At 62.4% G+C, this 20,440-nt stretch carries 16 protein-coding genes; 5 read left to right on the top strand and 11 right to left on the bottom strand.

Going from position 1 to position 20,440, the window contains the following annotated elements:
* Positions 1–40: 40 nt before the first annotated feature.
* The gene (locus tag HGSM_RS10185) at positions 41–691 is read left to right on the top strand and encodes an amino acid ABC transporter permease (protein ID WP_019148654.1); all 651 of its coding nucleotides are present in this window, start codon (positions 41–43) and stop codon (positions 689–691) included.
* Entirely contained in the window at positions 688–1,503 is an 816-nt protein-coding gene (locus HGSM_RS10180) for an amino acid ABC transporter permease (protein WP_019148653.1), read from the top strand. The genes HGSM_RS10185 and HGSM_RS10180 overlap by 4 nt, the downstream gene beginning before the upstream one ends.
* A gap of 157 nt (positions 1,504–1,660) precedes the next feature.
* Here HGSM_RS10180 and HGSM_RS10175 read toward each other — a convergent pair whose 3' ends face one another.
* The 3 genes from HGSM_RS10175 to HGSM_RS14155 form a co-directional block, all read right to left on the bottom strand.
* Positions 1,661–2,188, bottom strand: a complete 528-nt coding sequence (locus HGSM_RS10175; RefSeq protein WP_019148652.1) for a regulatory protein RecX — start codon at positions 2,186–2,188, stop codon at positions 1,661–1,663.
* Positions 2,189–2,196: 8 nt separating this feature from the next.
* On the bottom strand, positions 2,197–3,312 hold the full coding sequence (recA, locus tag HGSM_RS10170) for a recombinase RecA (protein ID WP_019148651.1): 1,116 nt from the start codon (positions 3,310–3,312) through the stop codon (positions 2,197–2,199).
* A gap of 261 nt (positions 3,313–3,573) precedes the next feature.
* Positions 3,574–3,807, bottom strand: coding sequence for a DUF3046 domain-containing protein (locus HGSM_RS14155; RefSeq protein WP_081581440.1), 234 nt, complete (start codon positions 3,805–3,807; stop codon positions 3,574–3,576).
* Positions 3,808–4,015: 208 nt separating this feature from the next.
* Between HGSM_RS14155 and HGSM_RS10165 the strand changes: the two genes are divergently transcribed.
* Positions 4,016–8,890: a DNA glycosylase AlkZ-like family protein gene (locus tag HGSM_RS10165; protein WP_051009837.1), complete on the top strand. Its 4,875-nt coding sequence runs from the start codon at positions 4,016–4,018 to the stop codon at positions 8,888–8,890.
* A complete protein-coding gene (locus HGSM_RS10160) occupies positions 8,883–9,752 on the top strand; it encodes a DNA-formamidopyrimidine glycosylase family protein (protein WP_019148649.1) in 870 nt (289 codons plus the stop codon). The genes HGSM_RS10165 and HGSM_RS10160 overlap by 8 nt, the downstream gene beginning before the upstream one ends.
* Before the next feature lie 82 nt (positions 9,753–9,834).
* Here HGSM_RS10160 and HGSM_RS10155 read toward each other — a convergent pair whose 3' ends face one another.
* From HGSM_RS10155 to HGSM_RS10140, 4 genes are all read right to left on the bottom strand, one after another.
* Positions 9,835–10,137 (bottom strand): helix-turn-helix domain-containing protein, encoded by a 303-nt coding sequence (locus tag HGSM_RS10155; RefSeq protein WP_019148648.1) that lies wholly within the window; start codon positions 10,135–10,137, stop codon positions 9,835–9,837.
* A 351-nt stretch (positions 10,138–10,488) separates the two neighbouring features.
* Positions 10,489–11,055: a CinA family protein gene (locus HGSM_RS10150; RefSeq protein ID WP_019148647.1), complete on the bottom strand. Its 567-nt coding sequence runs from the start codon at positions 11,053–11,055 to the stop codon at positions 10,489–10,491.
* On the bottom strand, positions 11,052–11,651 hold the full coding sequence (gene pgsA, locus HGSM_RS10145) for a CDP-diacylglycerol--glycerol-3-phosphate 3-phosphatidyltransferase (RefSeq protein ID WP_019148646.1): 600 nt from the start codon (positions 11,649–11,651) through the stop codon (positions 11,052–11,054). The genes HGSM_RS10150 and pgsA overlap by 4 nt, the downstream gene beginning before the upstream one ends.
* Positions 11,652–11,719: 68 nt before the next feature.
* Positions 11,720–14,620 (bottom strand): DNA translocase FtsK, encoded by a 2,901-nt coding sequence (locus HGSM_RS10140; RefSeq protein ID WP_019148645.1) that lies wholly within the window; start codon positions 14,618–14,620, stop codon positions 11,720–11,722.
* Positions 14,621–15,004: 384 nt separating this feature from the next.
* Between HGSM_RS10140 and HGSM_RS10135 the strand changes: the two genes are divergently transcribed.
* Complete coding sequence (locus HGSM_RS10135) at positions 15,005–16,084, top strand: CapA family protein (RefSeq protein WP_230197532.1); 1,080 nt, start codon at positions 15,005–15,007, stop codon at positions 16,082–16,084.
* Between the two features lie 256 nt (positions 16,085–16,340).
* Here HGSM_RS10135 and HGSM_RS10130 read toward each other — a convergent pair whose 3' ends face one another.
* The 4 genes from HGSM_RS10130 to HGSM_RS13820 form a co-directional block, all read right to left on the bottom strand.
* Positions 16,341–18,026: a ribonuclease J gene (locus HGSM_RS10130; RefSeq protein WP_040594939.1), complete on the bottom strand. Its 1,686-nt coding sequence runs from the start codon at positions 18,024–18,026 to the stop codon at positions 16,341–16,343.
* Between the two features lie 41 nt (positions 18,027–18,067).
* Positions 18,068–18,970 (bottom strand): 4-hydroxy-tetrahydrodipicolinate synthase, encoded by a 903-nt coding sequence (dapA, locus tag HGSM_RS10125; protein WP_019148642.1) that lies wholly within the window; start codon positions 18,968–18,970, stop codon positions 18,068–18,070.
* Between the two features lie 241 nt (positions 18,971–19,211).
* Positions 19,212–19,733: a dihydrofolate reductase gene (locus HGSM_RS10120; RefSeq protein ID WP_019148641.1), complete on the bottom strand. Its 522-nt coding sequence runs from the start codon at positions 19,731–19,733 to the stop codon at positions 19,212–19,214.
* On the bottom strand, positions 19,730–20,440 hold a 711-nt coding region (locus tag HGSM_RS13820; protein WP_019148640.1), incomplete at its 5' end, for a thymidylate synthase. The genes HGSM_RS10120 and HGSM_RS13820, both read right to left, overlap by 4 nt.

The raw sequence follows: 20,440 nt of genomic DNA, 5'->3' as shown, positions 1-20,440 counted from the left end.
GCCCCACTCTGCCTGCCATTGAGCACCAGGAGGCACTCTTATGGACGCTGTGATCAGCGAACTCCCAAAATTCTTGTCCGGTTTCCAGATGACGCTAATTCTGGCCGTCACCTCAGGCGTTCTATCCCTGATACTTGGCATTATCCTTGCGGCAATGCGTGTTGCGCCGTTTTCCTCGCTGCGCGGGTTTGCAACCATTTACGTTGAAACCGTTCGCAACACACCTCTCACGCTCGTGTTCGTCTTCTTTGTTTTTGTTCTGCCCACCCTGGGAATCATTCTTCCCTTAGGCAAGGTACCCGCCATTATTGCGCTCACCGTCTACACGAGCGCTTTCATATGCGAGGCGGTGCGCTCCGGAATCAACTCCGTTGGAATCGGCCAGGCGGAAGCCGCACGTGCCATCGGTCTGCGGACGAGCCAGACACTGTCCCTTGTGATCATCCCCCAGGCAGTGCGAACAGTTATCCCGCCAATCATCAACGTCCTCATTGCGCTCACCAAGAACACCTCGGTTGCAGCCGGTTTCACGGTTGTTGAGCTCACTTCGACGGGCCGCAGGCTTTCGCTGAACCATCCAGACCAGGTCATCCCGATCCTCCTCGGTGTTGCCGCGTTCTATCTCCTGATCACGATTCCCGCGGGGCTCATTGCCGGAGCCGTTGAACGCAAGGTGGTGTTTGCACGATGACCAATAGAGTCCTCTACGACGCCCCCGGGCCAAAGACTCTCCGCACAGAACGCATTGTCTCCGCGATCATGTTTGTGGCCTTGCTTGCGGGACTGGCGCTGCTCCTGAAGTCCGGAGCTGACCGCGGTATCTTTGACGATCGTTGGAGGGTCCTCTACGACCCTCCGAAATCGCAGACTGCGGTGGACGTCTGGAAGTCGCTGCTCGTGCACGGGCTTGGGATGACCCTCAAGGCCGCCCTGATCGCCGCGCCGAGCGCGTTCGTCCTCGCGTTTATCTTTGCAATCGCACGCAATTCCAAGAACAGGATCGTCTCCTGGGTTTCAGTGGCCATCATCGAGTTCCTGCGCGGAATGCCTGTCCTACTCATGATGTTCTTTGGACTGCTCGCGCTTCGGCTCGATTCATTCTCGGCGGTTGTGTTCGGACTGACCCTCTACAACGCCGCAATCATGGCTGAGATTCTACGCGCAGGGCTCCTCGCGCTGCCACGCGGCCAGGCGGAGGCCGGTACCGCAATTGGACTCACCACATGGGAGAACCTGCGGATCATTCAGTTCCCACAGGTCATCACACTGATGCTGCCAAGCCTGATTTCACAGTTCATAGTGCTGCTCAAGGACTCGTCACTCGGGTTCATCGTGGGATACAACGAGCTGCTCACAACGATGAAGGACAACTACTCGTTCTTTGGGGACACTTCCAGACTTCCCCTGTTCATCGCCGTTGTGTCGATCTACCTGATCGTCAGCATTTCGCTCAGCAGGCTCGCAGTCTGGGTGGAGAAGAAGTTGGCAAACCGTCACGCCTAAGGCGTGCATCACGCATTCGGAGCTACCGTGACCGTGGGCAGGCAACCTGATTGGTTGCCTGCCCACGGTCACGACAGGTCAGACTGACCAGCAAACCGGGAGTCTCTTGAGGGGCAGTGGCGCCTCTGGGCATGACACCACCTTCCTGGTCGAACCGCTACTCCGACTCCTCGTTCAAGGCCTCCGAGACGCAGCGTATCGCGAGTGATGGTGAGTATCCCTTTCGAGCAATGTGCCCGACCGCTCGTCGCATGCGTGCTTGTCGGTCACCGTTTCGGTCCCGCGCGATCCGCTTGCGCGCAAGCTCCTTAGCCACTCGGTACTCGTCGTGGGAGTCAATCTGCTCGAGGGCACTCTCAATAGCATCCTGCTCGAAGCCCTTACGGCTGAGTTCATCAGCGATAGCACGGCGAGATCGTCCCCGCTCTGCAAATCGAGTGCGCGCGATTGCTCGGGCAGTCTCATGCTCATCGATGAGGCCCACAGCTTCGATGCGCGCGATGAGTTCCTCGCAGACCTCACGTTCGTGACCTTTTGCTTCAAGCCTTTCCTGAAGGTCTCGTTTGCTCCGCGGGGCAGCCGCGAGGATCCGCATCGCGGTTTCGCGGGCTTTCTCAAGCTTCTCATTAACGCGAATCCGCGACTCCTGGGGAATCGCGGATTCGTCGTACTCAATAATGTTCACGTTCAGGCTTACTTAGAGGAGCCCTTGGACTTAGCTGGCTCCTTAGCCTTGGACTCGGCTGCCTTGCCTTCCGTAGCCATGCCATCAGCGGCGGGTGCTGGAGCTCCTGGTTCCGCACCCTCTGGAGCGGCAATGATTCCTAGCTTCTCCTTGATGCGGCGCTCAATCTCATTGGCGAGTTCAGGGTTGTCGCGCAGGAACTTGCGGGCGTTCTCCTTGCCCTGGCCGAGCTGGTCGCCGTCGTAGGTAAACCACGAACCTGATTTCCGCACGAAGCCGTGCTCGACACCCATATCGATGAGCGAACCCTCACGCGAGATACCTTGGCCGTAGAGGATGTCGAACTCAGCCTGCTTAAACGGAGGCGCCATCTTGTTCTTGACGACCTTGACGCGGGTGCGGTTACCCACTGGCTCCGAGCCCTCCTTGAGGGTCTCGATCCGGCGGATGTCGAGGCGGACGGACGCATAGAACTTGAGCGCCTTTCCACCAGTGGTGGTCTCCGGTGAACCGAAGAAGACACCAATCTTCTCTCGCAGCTGGTTGATGAAGACTGCGGTGGTGCCTGTGGTTGACAGCGCACCGGTGATCTTACGTAGCGCCTGAGACATGAGGCGCGCCTGGAGACCCACGTGCGAGTCACCCATCTCACCTTCGATTTCGGCCTTTGGCGTGAGCGCAGCAACCGAGTCGATAACGATGATGTCGATTGCGCCCGAGCGAATCAGCATGTCTGCGATCTCGAGGGCCTGCTCACCGGTGTCGGGCTGGGAGACTAGGAGCGCGTCGGTGTCGACGCCGAGCTTCTTGGCGTACTCAGGATCGAGCGCGTGCTCAGCATCGATGAAGGCTGCGATGCCGCCATTGCGCTGTGCGTTCGCTACCGCGTGCAGTGCGATCGTGGTTTTACCCGAGGACTCTGGTCCGTACACTTCAACAACGCGTCCGCGAGGGAATCCACCAATGCCGAGAGCGACATCCAGAGCGATCGAGCCGGAGGGGATGACCTCCACCTTTGGTCGGCTGTCGTCGCCCAAGCGCATGATCGAACCCTTACCGAACTGTCGGTCGATCTGCCCGAGCGCTGCTTCGAGTGCTTTCTCGCGGTCTGCTGAAACTGGCATGAGGTCACCTTTATCTGTGTGAGCGTGGGCTCGTGGTCTATTTCCTCGTTTACCTTAGCGGGACTCACTGACACGCTAGGGTGCGGGGCGCTTCGGCTCTCGCGGGCTGGGGAGAAACGTAGCGAAATGTTCGTGTGGATAAAGCATAACCGAACACATGTTCGAACGCTCGATGGTTGCGGCGTGTCGCTGTTTGCGGGCACCGTCTCCGGCAGTTCGGCTGAAGTGCGCAACCAAGAACACCAACCGCAACACCCCAGACTACGCGCGTGGAGGTGCTTGGCGGTGCTCATCTGTGCCCCAGCGCTGCGCATCAGGGACATCGAGCGCGTCACACAGCGCGTGCCATACGAGCTTTGGTTCCATCCCCGACTCGATCGCTGCTGCGGCAGTGAGGTCTCCAAGGCTCGTTAAGACTTGGTCCGACGCGAGTGTTCTGCCGTACCGGGCGCCAAACACTTCGTCGACTAACTGCCAGAATTCTCGATTTCGCACTCCCCTAGGGTGCCACACCGCGCTGCGAGAAACACGGTTTGTCAGTGGTTCGTTGGACAATGGTGTGGTGGAATCTCCATCACACTTAAGCGACTCGTCCGATCCTGCCCAGCCCTCGCAGCCAAGCCCTGCTCAGCAGGACTCGGCGGACGGCCCTAAGCAGGGACGCACGGAAGCAGCCGGCACAGACCATTCCAGTGTTCTCGAGCTGTTCTCGGAGCCAACCAGAGCGTGGTTTGCTGGCGCCTTTGAGCAGCCCACCGCAGCACAGGCTGGTGCGTGGCGTGCAATCGATCAGAACAACCACGCAGTCATCGTCGCACCCACGGGTTCCGGAAAGACCCTCGCCGCATTCCTGTGGGCTCTGGACAGGATCTTCCAGTCCGAGATCGATCCGGAGAACCCCACCAAGCGCTGCAAGATTCTCTACATCTCACCGCTCAAGGCGCTGGCCGCTGACGTGGAACGCAACCTCCGTTCCCCGCTGCGTGGAATCGAGCAGGCCGCATTCCGCTTAGGCGAGACACCCCGCGAAGTCGTTGTGGGAACCAGAACCGGGGACACTCCAGCCAATGAGCGCCGGAAGTTTGCTAAGACTCCCCCGGACATCTTGATCACGACCCCGGAATCGCTCTTCCTCATGCTCACTTCGGGGGCACGTGCCGGCCTCGCGGGTATTGAGACGGTCATCATTGACGAGATCCACTACGTAGCAGGGACCAAGCGCGGCGCACACCTCGCACTGTCCCTCGAGCGCCTGGACGAGCTGCTTGATGCCCCCGCGCGTCGCATCGGGCTCTCCGCCACCGTAGAACCTGTCTCCGCCGTATCCGAGTATCTCGCTGGCGGGCGTCCGCTTGACCAAGGCGGACGCAGCGTTTCCGTGGTCAAGCCCCGCATTGAGAAGACGTTTGACATCAACGTCGTGGTCCCCATTGAGGACATGAGTGATCTAGGAAACAACTCGCTCCCCGAGAACTTCACCGAAAAACGCGACGCATCCCAAGCCGATCGCGCCCGGCGCTCCTCCATATGGCCACACGTAGAGGAAGAGATCGTCGACCTCGTGGCCGACCACACGTCAACTCTGGTCTTCACTAACGCACGGCGCGGCGCCGAGCGCCTGACCGCCCGCATGAACGAGATCTGGGCCGAGCGCCAAGGCGAGGACGTCATTCCTCAGGGTGAACGACACGCAGCTGCTATCCAGGCGCAATCGGGCGCCTCCGCCGGGATCGAGCCCGTCATTGCGCGCGCACACCATGGCTCAATGAGCCGCGCGGAGCGCACACGCACGGAGACTGACCTCAAGAACGGCGTGCTCCCCGCGGTAGTTTCGACATCTTCACTCGAACTTGGCATCGACATGGGCGCGATCGATCTGGTCGTCCAAGTTGGCCCGCCTCCCTCCGTCTCGTCAGGGCTCCAGCGCGTGGGCCGCGCCGGTCACCAGGTTGGCGCCGTGTCTCATGGCCGAATCTTCCCACTGCACCGCGGCGAGCTCCCCGCCACAGCGGTCATCGCGCAGCGAATGCGAGAAGGTCGGATCGAAACCTTCCACCGCGTGCACAATCCGCTCGATGTCTTGGCCCAGCAAATCGTCGCTATGCTCGCCGTGGACGATTGGCAGCTCGAGGATCTTGCTGCGCTTGTTCGAAGAGCCGCGCCATTCTCCGGACTCGGCGAAGGCTCTCTCACCGCAGTCCTTGACATGCTCTCCGGCAGGTATCCATCGGAGGACTTCGGTGAGCTGCGGGCACGCATTATCTGGGACCGCGTGGGAAACACCCTCTCGGCGCGCCCTGGCGCACTCAGGCTTGCGACCACCTCGGGTGGCACCATTCCTGATCGCGGACTGTACGGGGTCTTCCTCGCGGACGACGCCACGCCCACGAGCTTCGCGGCGGACTCCCCCGAGGACGCAGCCGCAGTGGACCCCAAGATCACGGGTGGCGCCAAGAACATCCGCCTCAAGGGCGGAAAGCGGGTGGGCGAGCTCGACGAGGAGATGGTGTACGAGTCCCGCGTGGGCGACGTCTTCACCCTGGGCTCCTCAACCTGGCGCATTGAACAGATTACGCCGGATAGGGTTCTGGTCACTCCGGCTCCGGGCGTGCCGGGCAGACTCCCGTTTTGGAAGGGCGATTCCCTGGGCCGACCCGTCGAACTGGGTGAGGCAATTGGGCGTTGGATTAGGACGACCGCTCATTCACGTGACACGGACGCCACATGGCTTGGCCTGGATGCCAACTCGCGCGCAAATCTGGCTGCGTACCTCGACGAGCAGGAAGCCGCAACGGGCGTCTTGCCCTCGGACGCAACGATCGTCATTGAGCGGTTCCGCGATGAGCTCGGTGACTGGCGCGTAGTCATCCATTCTCCCCTCGGCTCCCGGGTCCACGGCCCATGGGCGCTCGTCATCGGCGATCGCATTCGCCAGAAGTATGGCATCGACGCGTCCGCCATGCACTCCGACGACGGCATCGTGCTGCGCATCCCCAACCTCGACGATCCACTCGACTTTGCCGATCCATTCGCGGACCTCGACCCGGATGCATCAGCCCAGCCTCGCGAGGCGGTCACCGCCGCGGATCTGTTCCTTGAGCCGGAAGAAGTAGCTACCCTCGTTCGAGAGCAGGTCAGCGATTCCTCCCTGTTTGGAGCGAGGTTCCGCGAGGCTGCGGCCCGCGCCCTGCTCCTTCCGAGAGCCAGGCCAGACAAGCGCCAGCCCCTGTGGCAGCAGCGTCAGCGCTCCGCCCAATTACTGAGCGTGGCAGCCAACTTCCCTGACTTCCCCATTGTCTTGGAGGCGGTGCGCGAGTGCCTCCAAGATGACTTTGACGTGCCCGCCCTGACGCAGCTCATGAAGGACGTGGACGGGGGCGCAATCCGAGTGGTTGAAGTGTCAACCCCCACTCCTTCCCCCTTCGCGCAGACACTCCTGTTTGGGTACACGGCGCAGTTCATTTATGACGGCGACGCCCCGCTGGCAGAGCGCAGGGCGGCGGCCCTCACGCTCGATCCGACACTCCTAGCGGAGCTCCTTGGCGCGCAGGGTGGCGGCGACCTCGCCGATCTCCTCGATCCGGAGGCCGTGCGCACCACGTGTCTCGAACTCGAGTACCTGACTCCCGAGCGGGCGATCCGATCCGCCGAGTTCCTCTGGGAGTTCTTGTTGCGTTGGGGTCCTGCTACGCAGGACGAGATTGTGGAGCGCATCGCGCCCCAGATTTCCGACGATCCACTCGCTTCCAGCGAGTCCTCCGGTGAGGTGGCGGCTCGCTTCCTCAAGCACCTTGAGGACTCCAAGCGGATCATTCGAGTCAAGCTCGCCGGGGTCCCGGACGGGCAATCCTGGCAGTGGGCCGCGATCGAGGATGCCGGGCGACTGCGAGACGCGCTTGGCGTTGCACTGCCGATCGGCGTCCCGGAAGCTTTCACGACAATCCTTCCGGACCCCCTCGGCGACCTCGTCCGCAGGCACGCGCGCTCCCACGGCCCCTTCACAGCTGAGCAGCTCGCGCGAAGGTTTGGCTTGGGAGTCGCGGTCATCCGCGAGACCTTGCGCCGACACACGGCAAACGGAAACCTGGTCACGGGCAGGCTCTTGCCGCAGGACCTAGGTGGAACGGGCGAGGAGTATTGTGACGCCGACGTCATGCGTATGCTGCGCCGCCGCTCGCTCGCCGCGTTACGCGCCGAGGTCGAGCCAGTCTCCCCCTCCACCCTTGGCAGTTTCCTTCCGCAGTGGCAGCACTGCGGCGAGCTGCGGGGCACGGACGGTCTCTACCAGGCCATTGAGCAACTGACCGGGGTGCCGCTTCCGCTCTCGGCTCTTGAGTCCCAGATTCTGCCGCAGCGCGTTCGGGGATACCGCCCTGCCATGCTTGACGAGCTCACCACAAGCGGCCAGGTCACGTGGTTTGGCCACCGGTTGGCGCCCGGCCCGCGGGGAGGCAAGGATGCAATCGTGTCTCTCCACCTCGCAGATGGAGCCGAGCTGACAATCCCAACCGTTGAAGCGTTCGCCGATCATGAGGAGTTGGGCGGTTCCGCGGTGCATGCTGACTTGTACGCGCTCCTGAGCGAGCAGGGGGCCTTCTTCTCTACCCAGCTCTCGGCGATCATGGACCTTCCCGTTACCCTCGTGGAGAAGGCCCTTTGGGATTTGGTGTGGGCTGGTTATGCCACGAATGACAGTTTCACACCACTGCGTTCGCTCTTGGGTAAGAGCGGGTCCGCTCCGTCCTCGCGTACACCGACCCGGCCCCGCGCGAGCCGCTCGCGGTTTGGCACTGCGCGGCCAATCAACTCAGGTGCGTTTGGGGAAGCAACCGCAGCTGGGAGATGGTCGGCTATCGTCCCACGGGACACCGATCCAACCCGCAGGCTCCATGCCAGCGCAACCGTTCTGCTTGATCGCTACGGTGTGGTCACCCGATCGGTCGCCACAATTGAGGAACTGGAGCAGCCATTTGCCCAGGTCTACCGGGTGCTCTCCACCGCCGAGTCGCTCGGGAGGGTGCGCCGCGGCTACTTTGTGGAGAAGCTCGGCGGTTCTCAGTTTGCCACTGAGGGTGCCGTGGACATGCTCCGTAAAGTCGAGGCCGAGGTAGCTGCGGCGAACGACCGCAAGTCGTACTCTGCAAAGGTCTTGTCAGCGATGGACCCCGCCAATCCGTACGGCGCCTTTGTGGACTGGCCCGATTCCACCGCGGACACTGCCACCCACCGCCCGGGTCGTAAGGCTGGGGCGAACGTCGTGCTCGTCAACGGAGAGCTCGCCATGTACGTGGAGAAGGGCGGCAAGTCGCTCTTGACCTTCACCACTAATATCGAGCGCCTCAAGTGTGCGGCAATCGCACTCGTCGAGTCGATTGACCGGGGCGGCCTAGCCAAGGTTGCCGTATCCAAGATCGATGGCGTGGAGGCCCTCAGCTACGTTCGCGCGACGAGTGGAACCGAACCGCTCGATGCGCTCAAGGCCGCGGGCTTCACTGTCACGCCGTCGGGTGTGCGGTACCAGGCCAATCCGACCGCGCGATATGCGTCGTCGAACCCAACGAGGGGGCGACGTGCCTGAAGGCGACACCGTACTCGCAGCCGCGAACAACCTCCATCGCGTGCTCGCCGGGAACACGCTCGTTCGCGGAGATCTCAACTGGCCCTCGGCCCCCGCACAGGGAATCGTGGGTCGCCGCGTGATCGAGGTAGATGCCTACGCCAAGCACATGTTCTTCCGGCTAGACAACGGGACATCCGTGCGCACGCACCTGCGCATGGAGGGCGTTTGGTCAATCGTTCCGGCCCAGTCCCGGGAAGCGAGGCGGCCTTCGCCTCATGTGCGTGCGCAGCTAGCCACGGAGACGACCGCGTGCCTCGGCTACTGGCTCGGAATGCTTGACGTCCTGCCCACCGCCAAGGAAGAAGACCTCCTCGCACACATGGGACCAGACATCCTCTCCGACAGGTTCGTCCCCACCCCGTTTCTCTCGCGTGCACGACTCGACCCGACACTTCGGATCGCCCCTAGGCGGGCGTCAGGTGGGCTTGGCGGGAACCCTCCGGAACTCAGCGATGACTGGTGGCGATTGGGTATCGCTCGGTACGAGGCAGAGGACCAGTCTCGCCCCATCGGTGAGTCGATGCTCGATCAGACGCTGGTCTCTGGGATGGGCACGATTTACCTCGCCGAGGGCCTCTTTGCCATGAAGGTCTCCCCTTGGCGGCCTATCGGGGAGGTCGATATCCCGCGGCTTCTGGCGTCCACACGGCAGAACATGATTCGCTCGGTGACCGACTATCCACGCGGGCGCAGACATCACGCTCACGGCAGAGTCGGAGAACCCTGCCATGCCTGCGGCACACTCATGAAGGTCGCACAGGTTGGCCCTCCGCTCAAGGAACGTCCAGCATTCTACTGCCCACGCTGCCAAGAAAAGTAGCGGCGCTCAGGCACAACTAAGGGGTGGTCGACCAATCGGTCGACCACCCCTTAGCGACGTGGTGTCTCGTTCCTGGCGGACTCTATAGAGTTGCTGGAACCCTCTCGTACGAAACCATTTCGGCTGGGATCGTGTCAGGAATCGACAGACCTTCAGCAATGGCGATACGGTCGCTCACTTCCCGCAGAATGACGGACAGCGGTGTGTCTAGGGCGTCGCAGATCGAACCCAGAAGCTCCGAGGATGCTTCCTTCTGACCGCGCTCAACCTCACTCAGGTAACCGAGCGATACACGGGCTGCCGAAGACACCTCGCGGAGTGTGCGTCCCTGTCGCTGGCGTGCCGTACGTAGCACATCGCCGATTTCTCGTCGTAGTACTACCATCTGGCCACCTCCTCTCGTGTCGCAGCTACCTCGAACATCGCGACGTTTGGCCCTTGCCAAACACGCTATTGAATGCTCGCTTAAGCTCTCTTGCCGTTATCTTGTCACGTTGACTTTACCAAGTCACGCTGAACGTAGTCTGAACGAGGTGTTATTGTCTCATTTCACCTTGCTTTGGTGCCACCCGTTTTCTGGTTAGCGCCAACCATTTCCACGTTCTGATGTGATCAACGCCGGCGCACCCAGATTTGTTCCTTGAGCCAACCCGACTCAAGTATGTTACTAGTCACAGGCCTTACCCGACATCGCCTGTCCACCGCCCAGTGAAACGTGCACCGAACCTACGCGAGTTCAGTTCGAAACGGAACCAAGATCGTCGAGAAGCAGTGACAGTGCGACGAGCACTGTGCAGCGGCGGATCGCCGCCCGCTCACTGTGCCCGCGCTCTTGGTGCGGGGCAAGTAACCCGGAGTCAAAGGTCATCCCCCACACCGCGGAGTTTATCGCAGCAAGCCCGATGAACACTCTGCCCACAGGCTGCCCGTCCTGCTCGGCCGGGCCGGCCACCCCGGTGGTTGCGAGCGCGACGTCCGCGGCAAAGGCGCGGCGGGTGCCGCGGGCCATGGCGTCCGCGACGTCCGGGTCCACCGCTCCTCGCTCCGCGAGCAGCTCATCCGGAACACCCAGCAGAGCCGACTTCATGGTGGTCGCATAGGCCACAATCGCACCGCGATACGTGGCGGACGCGCCCGGGACCTGCACAATCGCGTCGGAGAGCAGCCCGCCCGTCAGTGACTCACTCACTGCTAGGCTCAGTCCCTGCGCAGTCAGATTCTCGACGATTTTGCTCGCGTTCGCACCACCGTCACCGGCCAGTCGCCTGGCCAGTTCGTCGTGGTCGAGCCAACGGAGGGTCACTTTTGGTTCCGGCGGCCCTCAGTGAACACACGATACCCGGTGAACAGGTAGTCGATTCCCGAGACCACCGTGACGATAAGCGCGAGCGCCATAAGGATCACGGCAATGACGTGGAAGAACGGAGGCAGCGCAAACAACGGCAGCAGGAACGCGCCGATCGCGAGCATCTGCAGGACGGTCTTCAGTTTGCCGCCACGGGACGCTGGAAGGACGGCGTACTTGATGACCACAAAGCGCATCGCGGTGATGATGAGCTCGCGACCCAGGATCACGATCGTCACCCACCACCACACGTCGCCCAGGATCGAGAGGGAGATCAGAGCCGCACCGGTCAGGAACTTGTCCGCGATTGGATCGAGGATCTTACCCAGGTCGGTGATGAGGCCGCGCGAACGCGCCAAGTGGCCGTCAACCTTGTCCGTGAGGGACGCGAGCGCGAAGATTCCGACCGCAGCCCAACGCCAGCCAACAGATTCACCCGACTCCTGGAACAGCGCCCACACGAAGACAGGCACCATTGCGATGCGCAGGATCGTCAGGATATTTGCAATGTTCCAGTTTGAAACCTTGGGTTGCCCGTTTTCGGACTCGCTCACGGCGATTTCACCTCTTATGGCGTAGTAGCAGGTACGGACGCGATTGCGCGGAAAAACTCCGTGCAACTTTATCGGATGGGGCCGTTCCAGCCGTCATCTTCCGTGTCCGCGTTGTCGTAGTAGTCAGTGGCAACCTCGGGCATGTGGCCCTCGATTCCTTCACTGTAGTCCACGCCGCCCAACTCCGGAGCGCGTGGTTCCGGTTCTGGTGGGGTCTCCCCACGGAGCAACGCGAGCGCGGACGGAAGGTCGTCAGGCTGCACAAGCACCTCGCGGGCCTTCGATCCTTCCGAGGGACCAACAATCTCTCGCGACTCGAGGAGGTCCATGAGGCGGCCCGCCTTGGCAAACCCGACGCGCAGCTTGCGCTGAAGCATTGAGGTCGAACCGAACTGCGAGGTGATGACCAGTTCCGCGGCTTGGAGCAGCACATCGAGGTCGTCGCCGATGTCGTCGTCGATGACCTTCTTTGCGGCTACCTGGGTCACGTCCTGGCGGTAGACCGGCTTGAGTTGGGTCTTGACATGCTCTACCACGGCGTGGATCTCCGACTCATTGACCCAGGCACCCTGGACACGCATGGGCTTGGACGCACCCATAGGCAAGAAGAGCGCGTCGCCCTGGCCGATGAGTTTCTCCGCACCAGGCTGGTCCAGGACCACTCGGGAGTCGGCGAGCGAAGAGGTTGCAAATGCAAGGCGTGAAGGAACGTTCGCCTTGATCAGACCCGTCACCACGTCCACGGACGGACGCTGGGTGGCGAGTACGAGGTGGATTCCGGCTGCACGCGCCAGCTGCGTGATGCGCTGGATCGAGGCTTCAACGTCACGCGGCGCAACCATCATGAGGTCTGCCAGCTCGTCGACCACGACCAGCAGGTACGGGTACGGAGCAATCTTCCGCTCAGAGCCCGGAAGCGGCTTCACCTTGCCGGAGCGCACCGCCGCGTTGAAGTCGTCGATGTGCTTGTACCCGAACATCGCGAGGTCGTCATAGCGCGCATCCATCTCACGCACTACCCATTCGAGCGCCTCGGCAGCCTTCTTGGGGTTCGTGATGATCGGGGTGATGAGGTGTGGGATGCCCTCGTAGATCGTCAGCTCAACACGCTTGGGGTCAACCAAGATCATGCGGACCTGCTCGGGAGTGGAGCGCATGAGGATCGAGGTGATCATCGAGTTCACAAAGCTCGACTTACCGGCACCGGTCGCACCGGCAACCAGGATGTGCGGCATCTTGGCGAGGTTGGCCATGACGTAGCCGCCCTCGACGTCCTTGCCCACGCCCATGATCATCGGGTGGTCGGACTTCCGAGCAACCGCGGAGCGCAGGACGTCACCCAGGACCACGGTCTCACGGTCTGCGTTCGGAATCTCGATACCGATCGCTGACTTCCCTGGAATAGGCGAAAGGATGCGAACGTCTGCGGAAGCGACCGCGTAGGAGATGTTCTTGGACAGAGCCGTCACACGCTCGACCTTCATGCCAGGTCCAACCTCGACCTCGTAGCGGGTGACCGTTGGGCCGCGCGTGAAGCCTGTGACAGCGGCGTCCACGTTGAACTGCTCAAAGACCTCCGTGAGAGCGTCGACAACCCGGTCATTCGCCTCGGAGCGGGTCTTGTGCGGGGCACCGTGGACGAGGAGTTCCTCGTCCGGGAGGACATATACGATGTCGCCCTCAAGCATCGGCTGCTCACCGCGAGGCACTGGCCGGGTGGGCGGCGCCTCAAGTTCTACCGGAGGCTTGCTGGCCGCCGGAGTCGGAGGCGGCGGAACGGGGTTTGCCCTGGCTGCAGGCTTGGCTGCGCCAGAGTTCGACCCGGCGTTCGATGCGGCATCGACGGCAGCCGAGCGCAGGGATGCTGACGACGACGGAGACGCAGCGGATCGAGCAGAGGGAGAGATGACCTGGGTGGCTTCCGAGTCAGGGTCATTCCCGTATGCAGCAGCCAGCGCCGAGGAACGCTTGCGCGTCGTGCCGGAGGCGCCATCAACGGGCGGCCACTTCTTGCCCGTGTCCTTTGTCGAGACAACCCTGGTTGAGTCGTCGGCGGGGTCGTTCTCAGCGTCAAACGCACGCGCAAACGCCTCATCCCCGTCGTACTTGGCCAGGCGCCGGTCTTCCTCGGCTTCTCCACGCTTCTTCATGCGACCAAACAGCGAAAACCGCTTCTTAGGACCCTTGGCCTGTGCCTGGACAGCGAGGTCGTGCGAGGAAACACCCGGGGCAAGTTCAAGACCACCGCTCGTAGCCGGGACCTCTCCAGTGGCTGGAGCCGCGTTAAGCGCCGGGGACTCCCCAAACACTGCGGTGCGGAACGTCGCGAATTTCTGCGGGATCGCTGAGATCGGTGTGCGGGTAATGACCAGCACCCCAAAGAACGCAAGTAGCAGGAGAATCAGAACAGCCGCAAAGGGCGCAAGTCCCGCGGCGAGTGGGTACCCGAGCGCGAACCCCGCGAGGCCACCGGAGTTGCGCACCTGCTCGAAGCCGTCGCTCAGCGACGGATAGTCCGTCACAGCGTGCGTGATTCCCGTGAGCGCGAGGAAAACAGAGGCCACTCCGATAGTCATGCGGTGGGTGCGGTCTACGCGGTGGCGCCGGCGTAAAACACGCACACCCCAGATAAACAGCGCGATCGGAACGAGTACGGAGAGCTTCCCCACGATTGCGCTTGCAGCCACGTGGACCCAGTGCGCGATGGGAGTGTCCAGGCGGAACCATTCAGGCACTGCACTGGTAATCGCTAGCGCAATGAGCACAAATCCGAACGCATCGAGCCAATGCTCGCGCCTGCGCTCCTGCTGCTCACTGGTCATCGTGGCGCTGCCTGCGGGGGCGCGCTGAGACCGGGCGGCGGGTGCTGCAGCCTTGCGTGGAGCCTGCGTCCGCGTTGACCTACTCGACGAACCACGGCCTTGACCCTGCGACGAGTTGGACTTCGAGGGGTTTGTACGGGAAGCCATGGCTCCAAATCTATCTGGCGAGATGCGGAATCTCGGGGATTTGCCGCCTAAGATACCTGAATAGGAACTAGATCACGTCAACTTTCGGGGCAAGCGCCCGGTACGTGCCCCAACACAATGAGACACAGAGATAATCAGTTGCGCGAATTACGAAGCACTCCGGCTCACGCCCGCTACTCACCGCAGAAGAAGGCCCTTTGGCAGGCCCTCGCAGGAGCAGTGTGCGCGCTGACGCTGTTGACCCCCTTGGCTTTTGCACAGATGACCGAGTCGCCCGTGCAGTCCTCGGCAGATCGGTCCTTGACTCCCGGCTCGCGCACTCCCCGAACCCAGCCGGATGGAAGCGCCCCCGAGCCATTCCCATACCCGTCGATGGACAGGTCCGTGAGGTTTTCGGTCGTCGCAGCAGGGGACGTACTCCCCCACGGCCCCGTCAACGAGTCCGCTCGAACCTCCAACGGATTCGACTTCACGCCGCTCATGGAGAACGTACAGCCTCTCCTCACACACGCGGGTCTCGCACTGTGTCACATGGAGGTACCGATTGCGGCCGTTGGTGCACCGCCCAAGTCGTACCCAATCTTCGCTGCTCCTCGCCCCCTTGTAGCCAGTCTGAAGCGCGCCGGATGGGATGGCTGCTCCACCGCGTCAAACCACTCGGACGACATGGGCGCTAACGGAATCCTCGTTACCCTTGACGAGTTTGACGCCCAGGGTCTCGGGCATGTGGGCACGGCTCGCAATGCCCAGAACGCCACTCCGCAGATCTATGAGGTCAGCGCACACGGTATGAGCGTCCAAGTTGCCCACATTTCCGTCACCAAACTCATGAACGCTGGCGCGGGCGGGCCCCGCCACGTAGAGGCCTGGGAGGTCGACCGCTCGTCAGCCGCGCAGGTCATCGAAACCGCCAAGAAGGCCCGCAAAGCCGGCGCGGACATCGTCCTTGTATCCATCCACGACGGCACCGAGTATGAAGCAACCCCTACAGCGCAGCAGGTTCAGTACGCCCAGGAACTGGCTGACTCCGGCGAGATTGACGCAACAATTGGCCACCATGCGCACGTGCCGCAGCCCATCACGCAGCTCAAGGGCGGTGTGGATGGCAACGGAATGTGGGCTGCATACGGCCTGGGCAACTTCCTGTCCAACCAGGACGTCGAGTGCTGCGTTGCGGCGACTTCAAACGGCCTCATGTACTTCATCGATGTGGAGGCCAGCCCCACTTCCCCCGCGCGCGTCACTGGTGTCTCGTGGCGCGCCACCACAGTTGATCGTAAGGAAGGGCACGCTGTTCTGGACTTGTCCCAACTCGCCCACGAAAAGCGAGGATCCGGGTCACTCTCCGCCACAGAGATCGCGCGTCGGTACGCCGAGGTCAAGGGCGTGGTAGGCAACGAGGCTCCCGAACTGGCTGACATAGAGCCGTCCAAGGTGGAGGTCGAAGTCATCAAGCGCGGATAGCTCGCCCACCTGTGCCACCATCCGCCGCGCAGGTTGAGACGGGCGCGGCCCTAGCAACAGGCACTGCCACGCCCAGATACCCGATAAAACGAAAACGCCCGATCAAACCTGATCAAACAAAGCGGCCCATCACGCGCAAAGGCCGGACTCGCACGATCGTGCGAGTCCGGCCTTTGCGCGTGATGGGCCGGTGAACGCTTTGCGCCCCAACGAGCGGCTCACCTCACGTGAGCCCACTTAGTGCCACTTAGCGGGGCTACGCGATCACAACTACAGGGAGAATCATTGGCTTCCTGCGCAGGCGGCTGGAGAGCCAGCGTCCAACGGTGCGGCGCATGACCTGCTGTAGCTGGTGTGCATCGACGTTTCCGTTCATCGCGGCCTCTTCAAGAGCCGCGGTGACGGAAGGCTTGATCGACTCAAACACGACGTCGTCCTCGGCAAAGCCTCGGGCCATGATCTGCGGGCCAGCGATGACCTTTCCGGTGGAGGAGTCTACGACTGCGAACAGCGAGACGAACCCTTCCTCGGACAGGATCCGGCGGTCCTTGAGCTCGGCCTCGGTGACCGTTCCCACGCTCGAGCCGTCCACGTAGACGTAGCCGCATGGAACAGCTCCGACGATCCGAGCCTGACCGTCAATGAGGTCCACAACCACTCCGTCTTCTGCGAGGATGACGTTCTGGGCTGGGACTCCTGTACGCACAGCGATGGCGCCGTTCGCGATCAGGTGGCGAACCTCGCCGTGAACAGGCATGACATTCTTCGGGCGCAGGATGTTGTAGCAGTAGGTGAGCTCACCCTCGGATGCGTGACCCGAGACGTGCACCTTGGCGTTGCCCGAGTGGACGACCTTGGCACCGAGGCGCATGAGGCCGTTGATCACGCGGAACACAGCGTTCTCATTGCCTGGGATGAGGGAGGAAGCGAGCACAACGGTGTCGCCGTGGCCCACGGAAATCTGGTGCGACTGGTTTGCAATACGTGACAGCGCTGCCATTGGCTCGCCCTGGGAACCTGTACACATGAGCACTACCTGGTTGTCCGGCAGCGAGTTCATGTCGCGGAGTTCCGCCACTACCCCTGGTGGCACCTTGAGGTAGCCCAGATCCGCTGCGATTCCCATGTTGCGGACCATAGAGCGTCCCACAAAGGCGACCTTTCGGCCGTGCTCGTGCGCGGCGTCGAGAACCTGCTGGACGCGGTGCACGTGGGATGCGAATGAGGCCACGACGATGCGACCGTCAGAGTCGCCGAAGACGCGGCCAAGGGTTGGGCCGATCTCGCGTTCGGGGGTCACAAAGCCCGGTACTTCTGCGTTGGTGGAGTCGGCCATGAACAGGTCGACGCCCTTCTCGCCGAGACGTGCAAAAGCGCGCAGGTCGGTGATGCGACCGTCGAGTGGGAGCTGATCCATCTTGAAGTCACCGGTGTGCAGGATGGTTCCCGCTCCAGTGGTCACTGCCACGGCGAGCGCGTCCGGGATGGAGTGGTTGACTGCAACGAACTCGCAGGAGAACTCGCCGAAGGCTACAACGTCGCCCTCACGGACCGGGTTGAGCACTGGCGTGATGCGGTGTTCCTTGAGTTTCGCCTCAACGAACGCGAGCGTGAGCTTGGAGCCCACAACCGGGATGTCCCGGCGCATCTTGAGGAGGTAGGGAACGCCTCCGATGTGGTCCTCGTGCCCGTGGGTGAGGACGATTGCATCGATGAGATCCATGCGGTCTTCGATGTACGAAAAGTCGGGCAGAATCAGGTCAACACCTGGCTGGTGGTCCTCTGGGAAGAGAACGCCGCAGTCGATGATGAGGAGGCGGCCTTCGTATTCGAGGACCGCCATGTTCCGCCCAATTTCACCCAGACCACCGAGCGCTACGACACGTAATGCTCCCGGTTCGAGAACCGGTGGTAGTTCGAGTTCTGGTTGGGGGTGACTCACTTAGCCTCCAAGGGCAGTTTGTTGTGCGTGACGCGGCTGCACTAGAGGAGTCCATGCGCTTGGAGCGCACTGCGGACTGCCGCGGTTTCTGCTTGGTCTGCGCGCACCTGCGGGAGGCGCATCGCGCTTGATTCAATGTGTCCGAGTTCTGCGAGAGCTGCCTTGACCAGTACGGCCCCGGCTCCACTTCCCATGATCGCATTGATGAGTGGGATGAGCCCGGCCGCGTGTTCGCGCGCGAGCGCGTTCGCACCGGAGTCAAAGGCTTGGGCGACGGCCTTGAACTCAGCTGCCGCGAGGTGGGCGGTCACGGACACGAGTCCGACCGCGCCGACTGAGAGGAATGGGAGGAACAGGCCGTCGTCACCGGAGTACCAGGCGAGCCCCGTGTTGGCGATCAGTTCCGCCGCCGCTCCGACGTCTCCGGTTGCGTCCTTGACCGCGACAACTTTGTCGTGACCAGCAAGTTCGTCATACGACTGCGCGGAAATGCGCACGCCGGTGCGGCCCGGAATGTCATACAGCATGACGGGGAGGTCGGTCGAGTCCGCGATTGCGCGGGTGTGCGCGACTATACCGCGCTGGCTTGGGCGCGAGTAGTACGGGGTGACCACGAGAAGGCCGTGTGCACCCGCCTCAGCCGCCTGTTCGGCCATACGCACCGCGTGTTCGGTGTCGTTGGAGCCCGCGCCTGCGACCACGACTGCGCGGTCACCGACGGCCTCCACGACCGCTGCTACGAGCTCTGCTTTTTCTGGCGCGTGGGTGGTTGGGGACTCGCCTGTGGTGCCGTTGAGCACGAGGCCGTCATTCCCTGCGTCTACGAGTCGTTTGGCTAGCTGCACAGCTGATTCGATGTCCATGGACCCGTCCTCGTGGAACGGAGTCACCAGTGCTGTGAGCAGTGTGCCGAATGGTCGGCCCTCTTCAAACGTAATCGCCATGTCCCTCAACTTACCGCTTTGCTGCCCAAGACGTGGGCATTGTCCAAGTCTACCGGTGCCGTTCGATCCGACTGCACCTGTCTCGAACAATATCGCCACGCGGGACGCCATTTCTTAAGTTTTACCGGGTGTGGTGACTCGGCACCATCTCGGCGTGTCCCCGCAGGAACTGATTTTCGACGATATTGGTCCCGTCCCAGCGCACCCTCCCACTCAGGTGGGCGCGCGAGGTCCGGGCTGCTCAGCGCCGGGTATAGCGGGTGAATGCGTACCGCAGGCCTGTGCGCGACTCGAGCCAGACTGGTTCACCGTCGGGCTGGGAGCCCACCCAATCGTCGGTAATCTGTGGCGCGTAAGCGTCACCGTCCACAACAGGGGCGTCCACGAGCGTGACCTCGAGCCGGTCCGCCCACTCGAGAGCCTGCGCATAAATCTGGCCGCCGCCGATCACCCAGACGCGCTCGGGGGCCTCTAAGGTGGCAAGGGTGAGCGCCTCCTCGAGCGAGGCGGCGCGCTCGGCGCCGTCAAAGACGGCGTCTGCGTTGCGGGTGACCACGATGTTTCGGCGGCCGGGCAGCGGCCGGCTGCGCTCCGGGAGCGAGTCCCACGTGGCCCGCCCCATCACAACCGGGGCGCCCAGGGTCTGCGCCTTGAAATGCGCAAAGTCCTCCGGCACGTGCCAGGGGATCTCGCCGCGCACGCCAATGACGCCGGTCGGGGTCTGCGCCCAGATGAGCGCTACTTCGGTACCTTCCCAGCTCACACGGACACCTTGGCCTTGATCGCTGGGTGGTGCTGGTAGTCCTCGAGTTCGATGTCCTCGAACGTGTACGAGAAGATGTCCGCTGCCTTGCGGAGTGTCAGGGTTGGGAACGGGTAGGGCTCGCGGGAGAGTTGCTCAGTAACCTGCTCGGTGTGGTCGTTGTAGATGTGGCAGTCCCCGCCGGTCCAGATGAGGTCGCCCACCTCGAGGTCGCACTGCTGCGCAACCATGTGGGTCAGCAGCGCGTAGGAAGCAATGTTGAATGGGACGCCCAGGAACAGGTCTGCGGAACGCTGGTAGAGCTGGCACGAGAGTTTGCCGTCGGCCACGTAGAACTGGAAGAACGCGTGGCACGGCATGAGCGCCATCTTGTCTAACTCGGACACATTCCACGCGGAGACGATGATCCGGCGGGAGTCGGGGTTGGTCTTCAGGGTCTCAATAACCTGGGCGATTTGGTCGATGTGCTCGCCGTCCGGGGTGGGCCAGCTGCGCCATTGCACGCCGTAGACCGGGCCTAGTTCGCCGTCCTCGTCCGCCCATTCGTTCCAGATGCGGATGCCGTTCTCCTGGAGCCACGCCACGTTAGACTCGCCGCGCAGGAACCACAGGAGCTCCCCCACCACGGATTTCAGGTGCACACGCTTGGTGGTGACCATGGGGAACCCCTCGGCCAGGTTGAAGCGCATCTGGTGGCCAAAGATGGA

Origin of the sequence: Timonella senegalensis JC301 (genome assembly GCF_000312125.1) — a bacterium.
Classification (GTDB): domain Bacteria; phylum Actinomycetota; class Actinomycetes; order Actinomycetales; family Cellulomonadaceae; genus Timonella; species Timonella senegalensis.
Note: the sequence above shows the minus strand (reverse complement) of the source record. Positions and strands in the feature narration are given on the sequence as shown.

Excerpts from the sequence above, each read along its gene's own strand:
- HGSM_RS10185 (WP_019148654.1), top strand. The coding sequence starts at position 41 with ATGGACGCTGTGATCAGCGAACTCCCAAAATTCTTGTCCGGTTTCCAG.
- HGSM_RS10180 (WP_019148653.1), top strand. The coding sequence starts at position 688 with ATGACCAATAGAGTCCTCTACGACGCCCCCGGGCCAAAGACTCTCCGC.
- recA (WP_019148651.1), bottom strand. The coding sequence starts at position 3,312 with ATGCCAGTTTCAGCAGACCGCGAGAAAGCACTCGAAGCAGCGCTCGGG.
- HGSM_RS10155 (WP_019148648.1), bottom strand. The coding sequence starts at position 10,137 with ATGGTAGTACTACGACGAGAAATCGGCGATGTGCTACGTACGGCACGC.
- HGSM_RS10140 (WP_019148645.1), bottom strand. The coding sequence starts at position 14,620 with ATGGCTTCCCGTACAAACCCCTCGAAGTCCAACTCGTCGCAGGGTCAA.
- dapA (WP_019148642.1), bottom strand. The coding sequence starts at position 18,970 with ATGGCGATTACGTTTGAAGAGGGCCGACCATTCGGCACACTGCTCACA.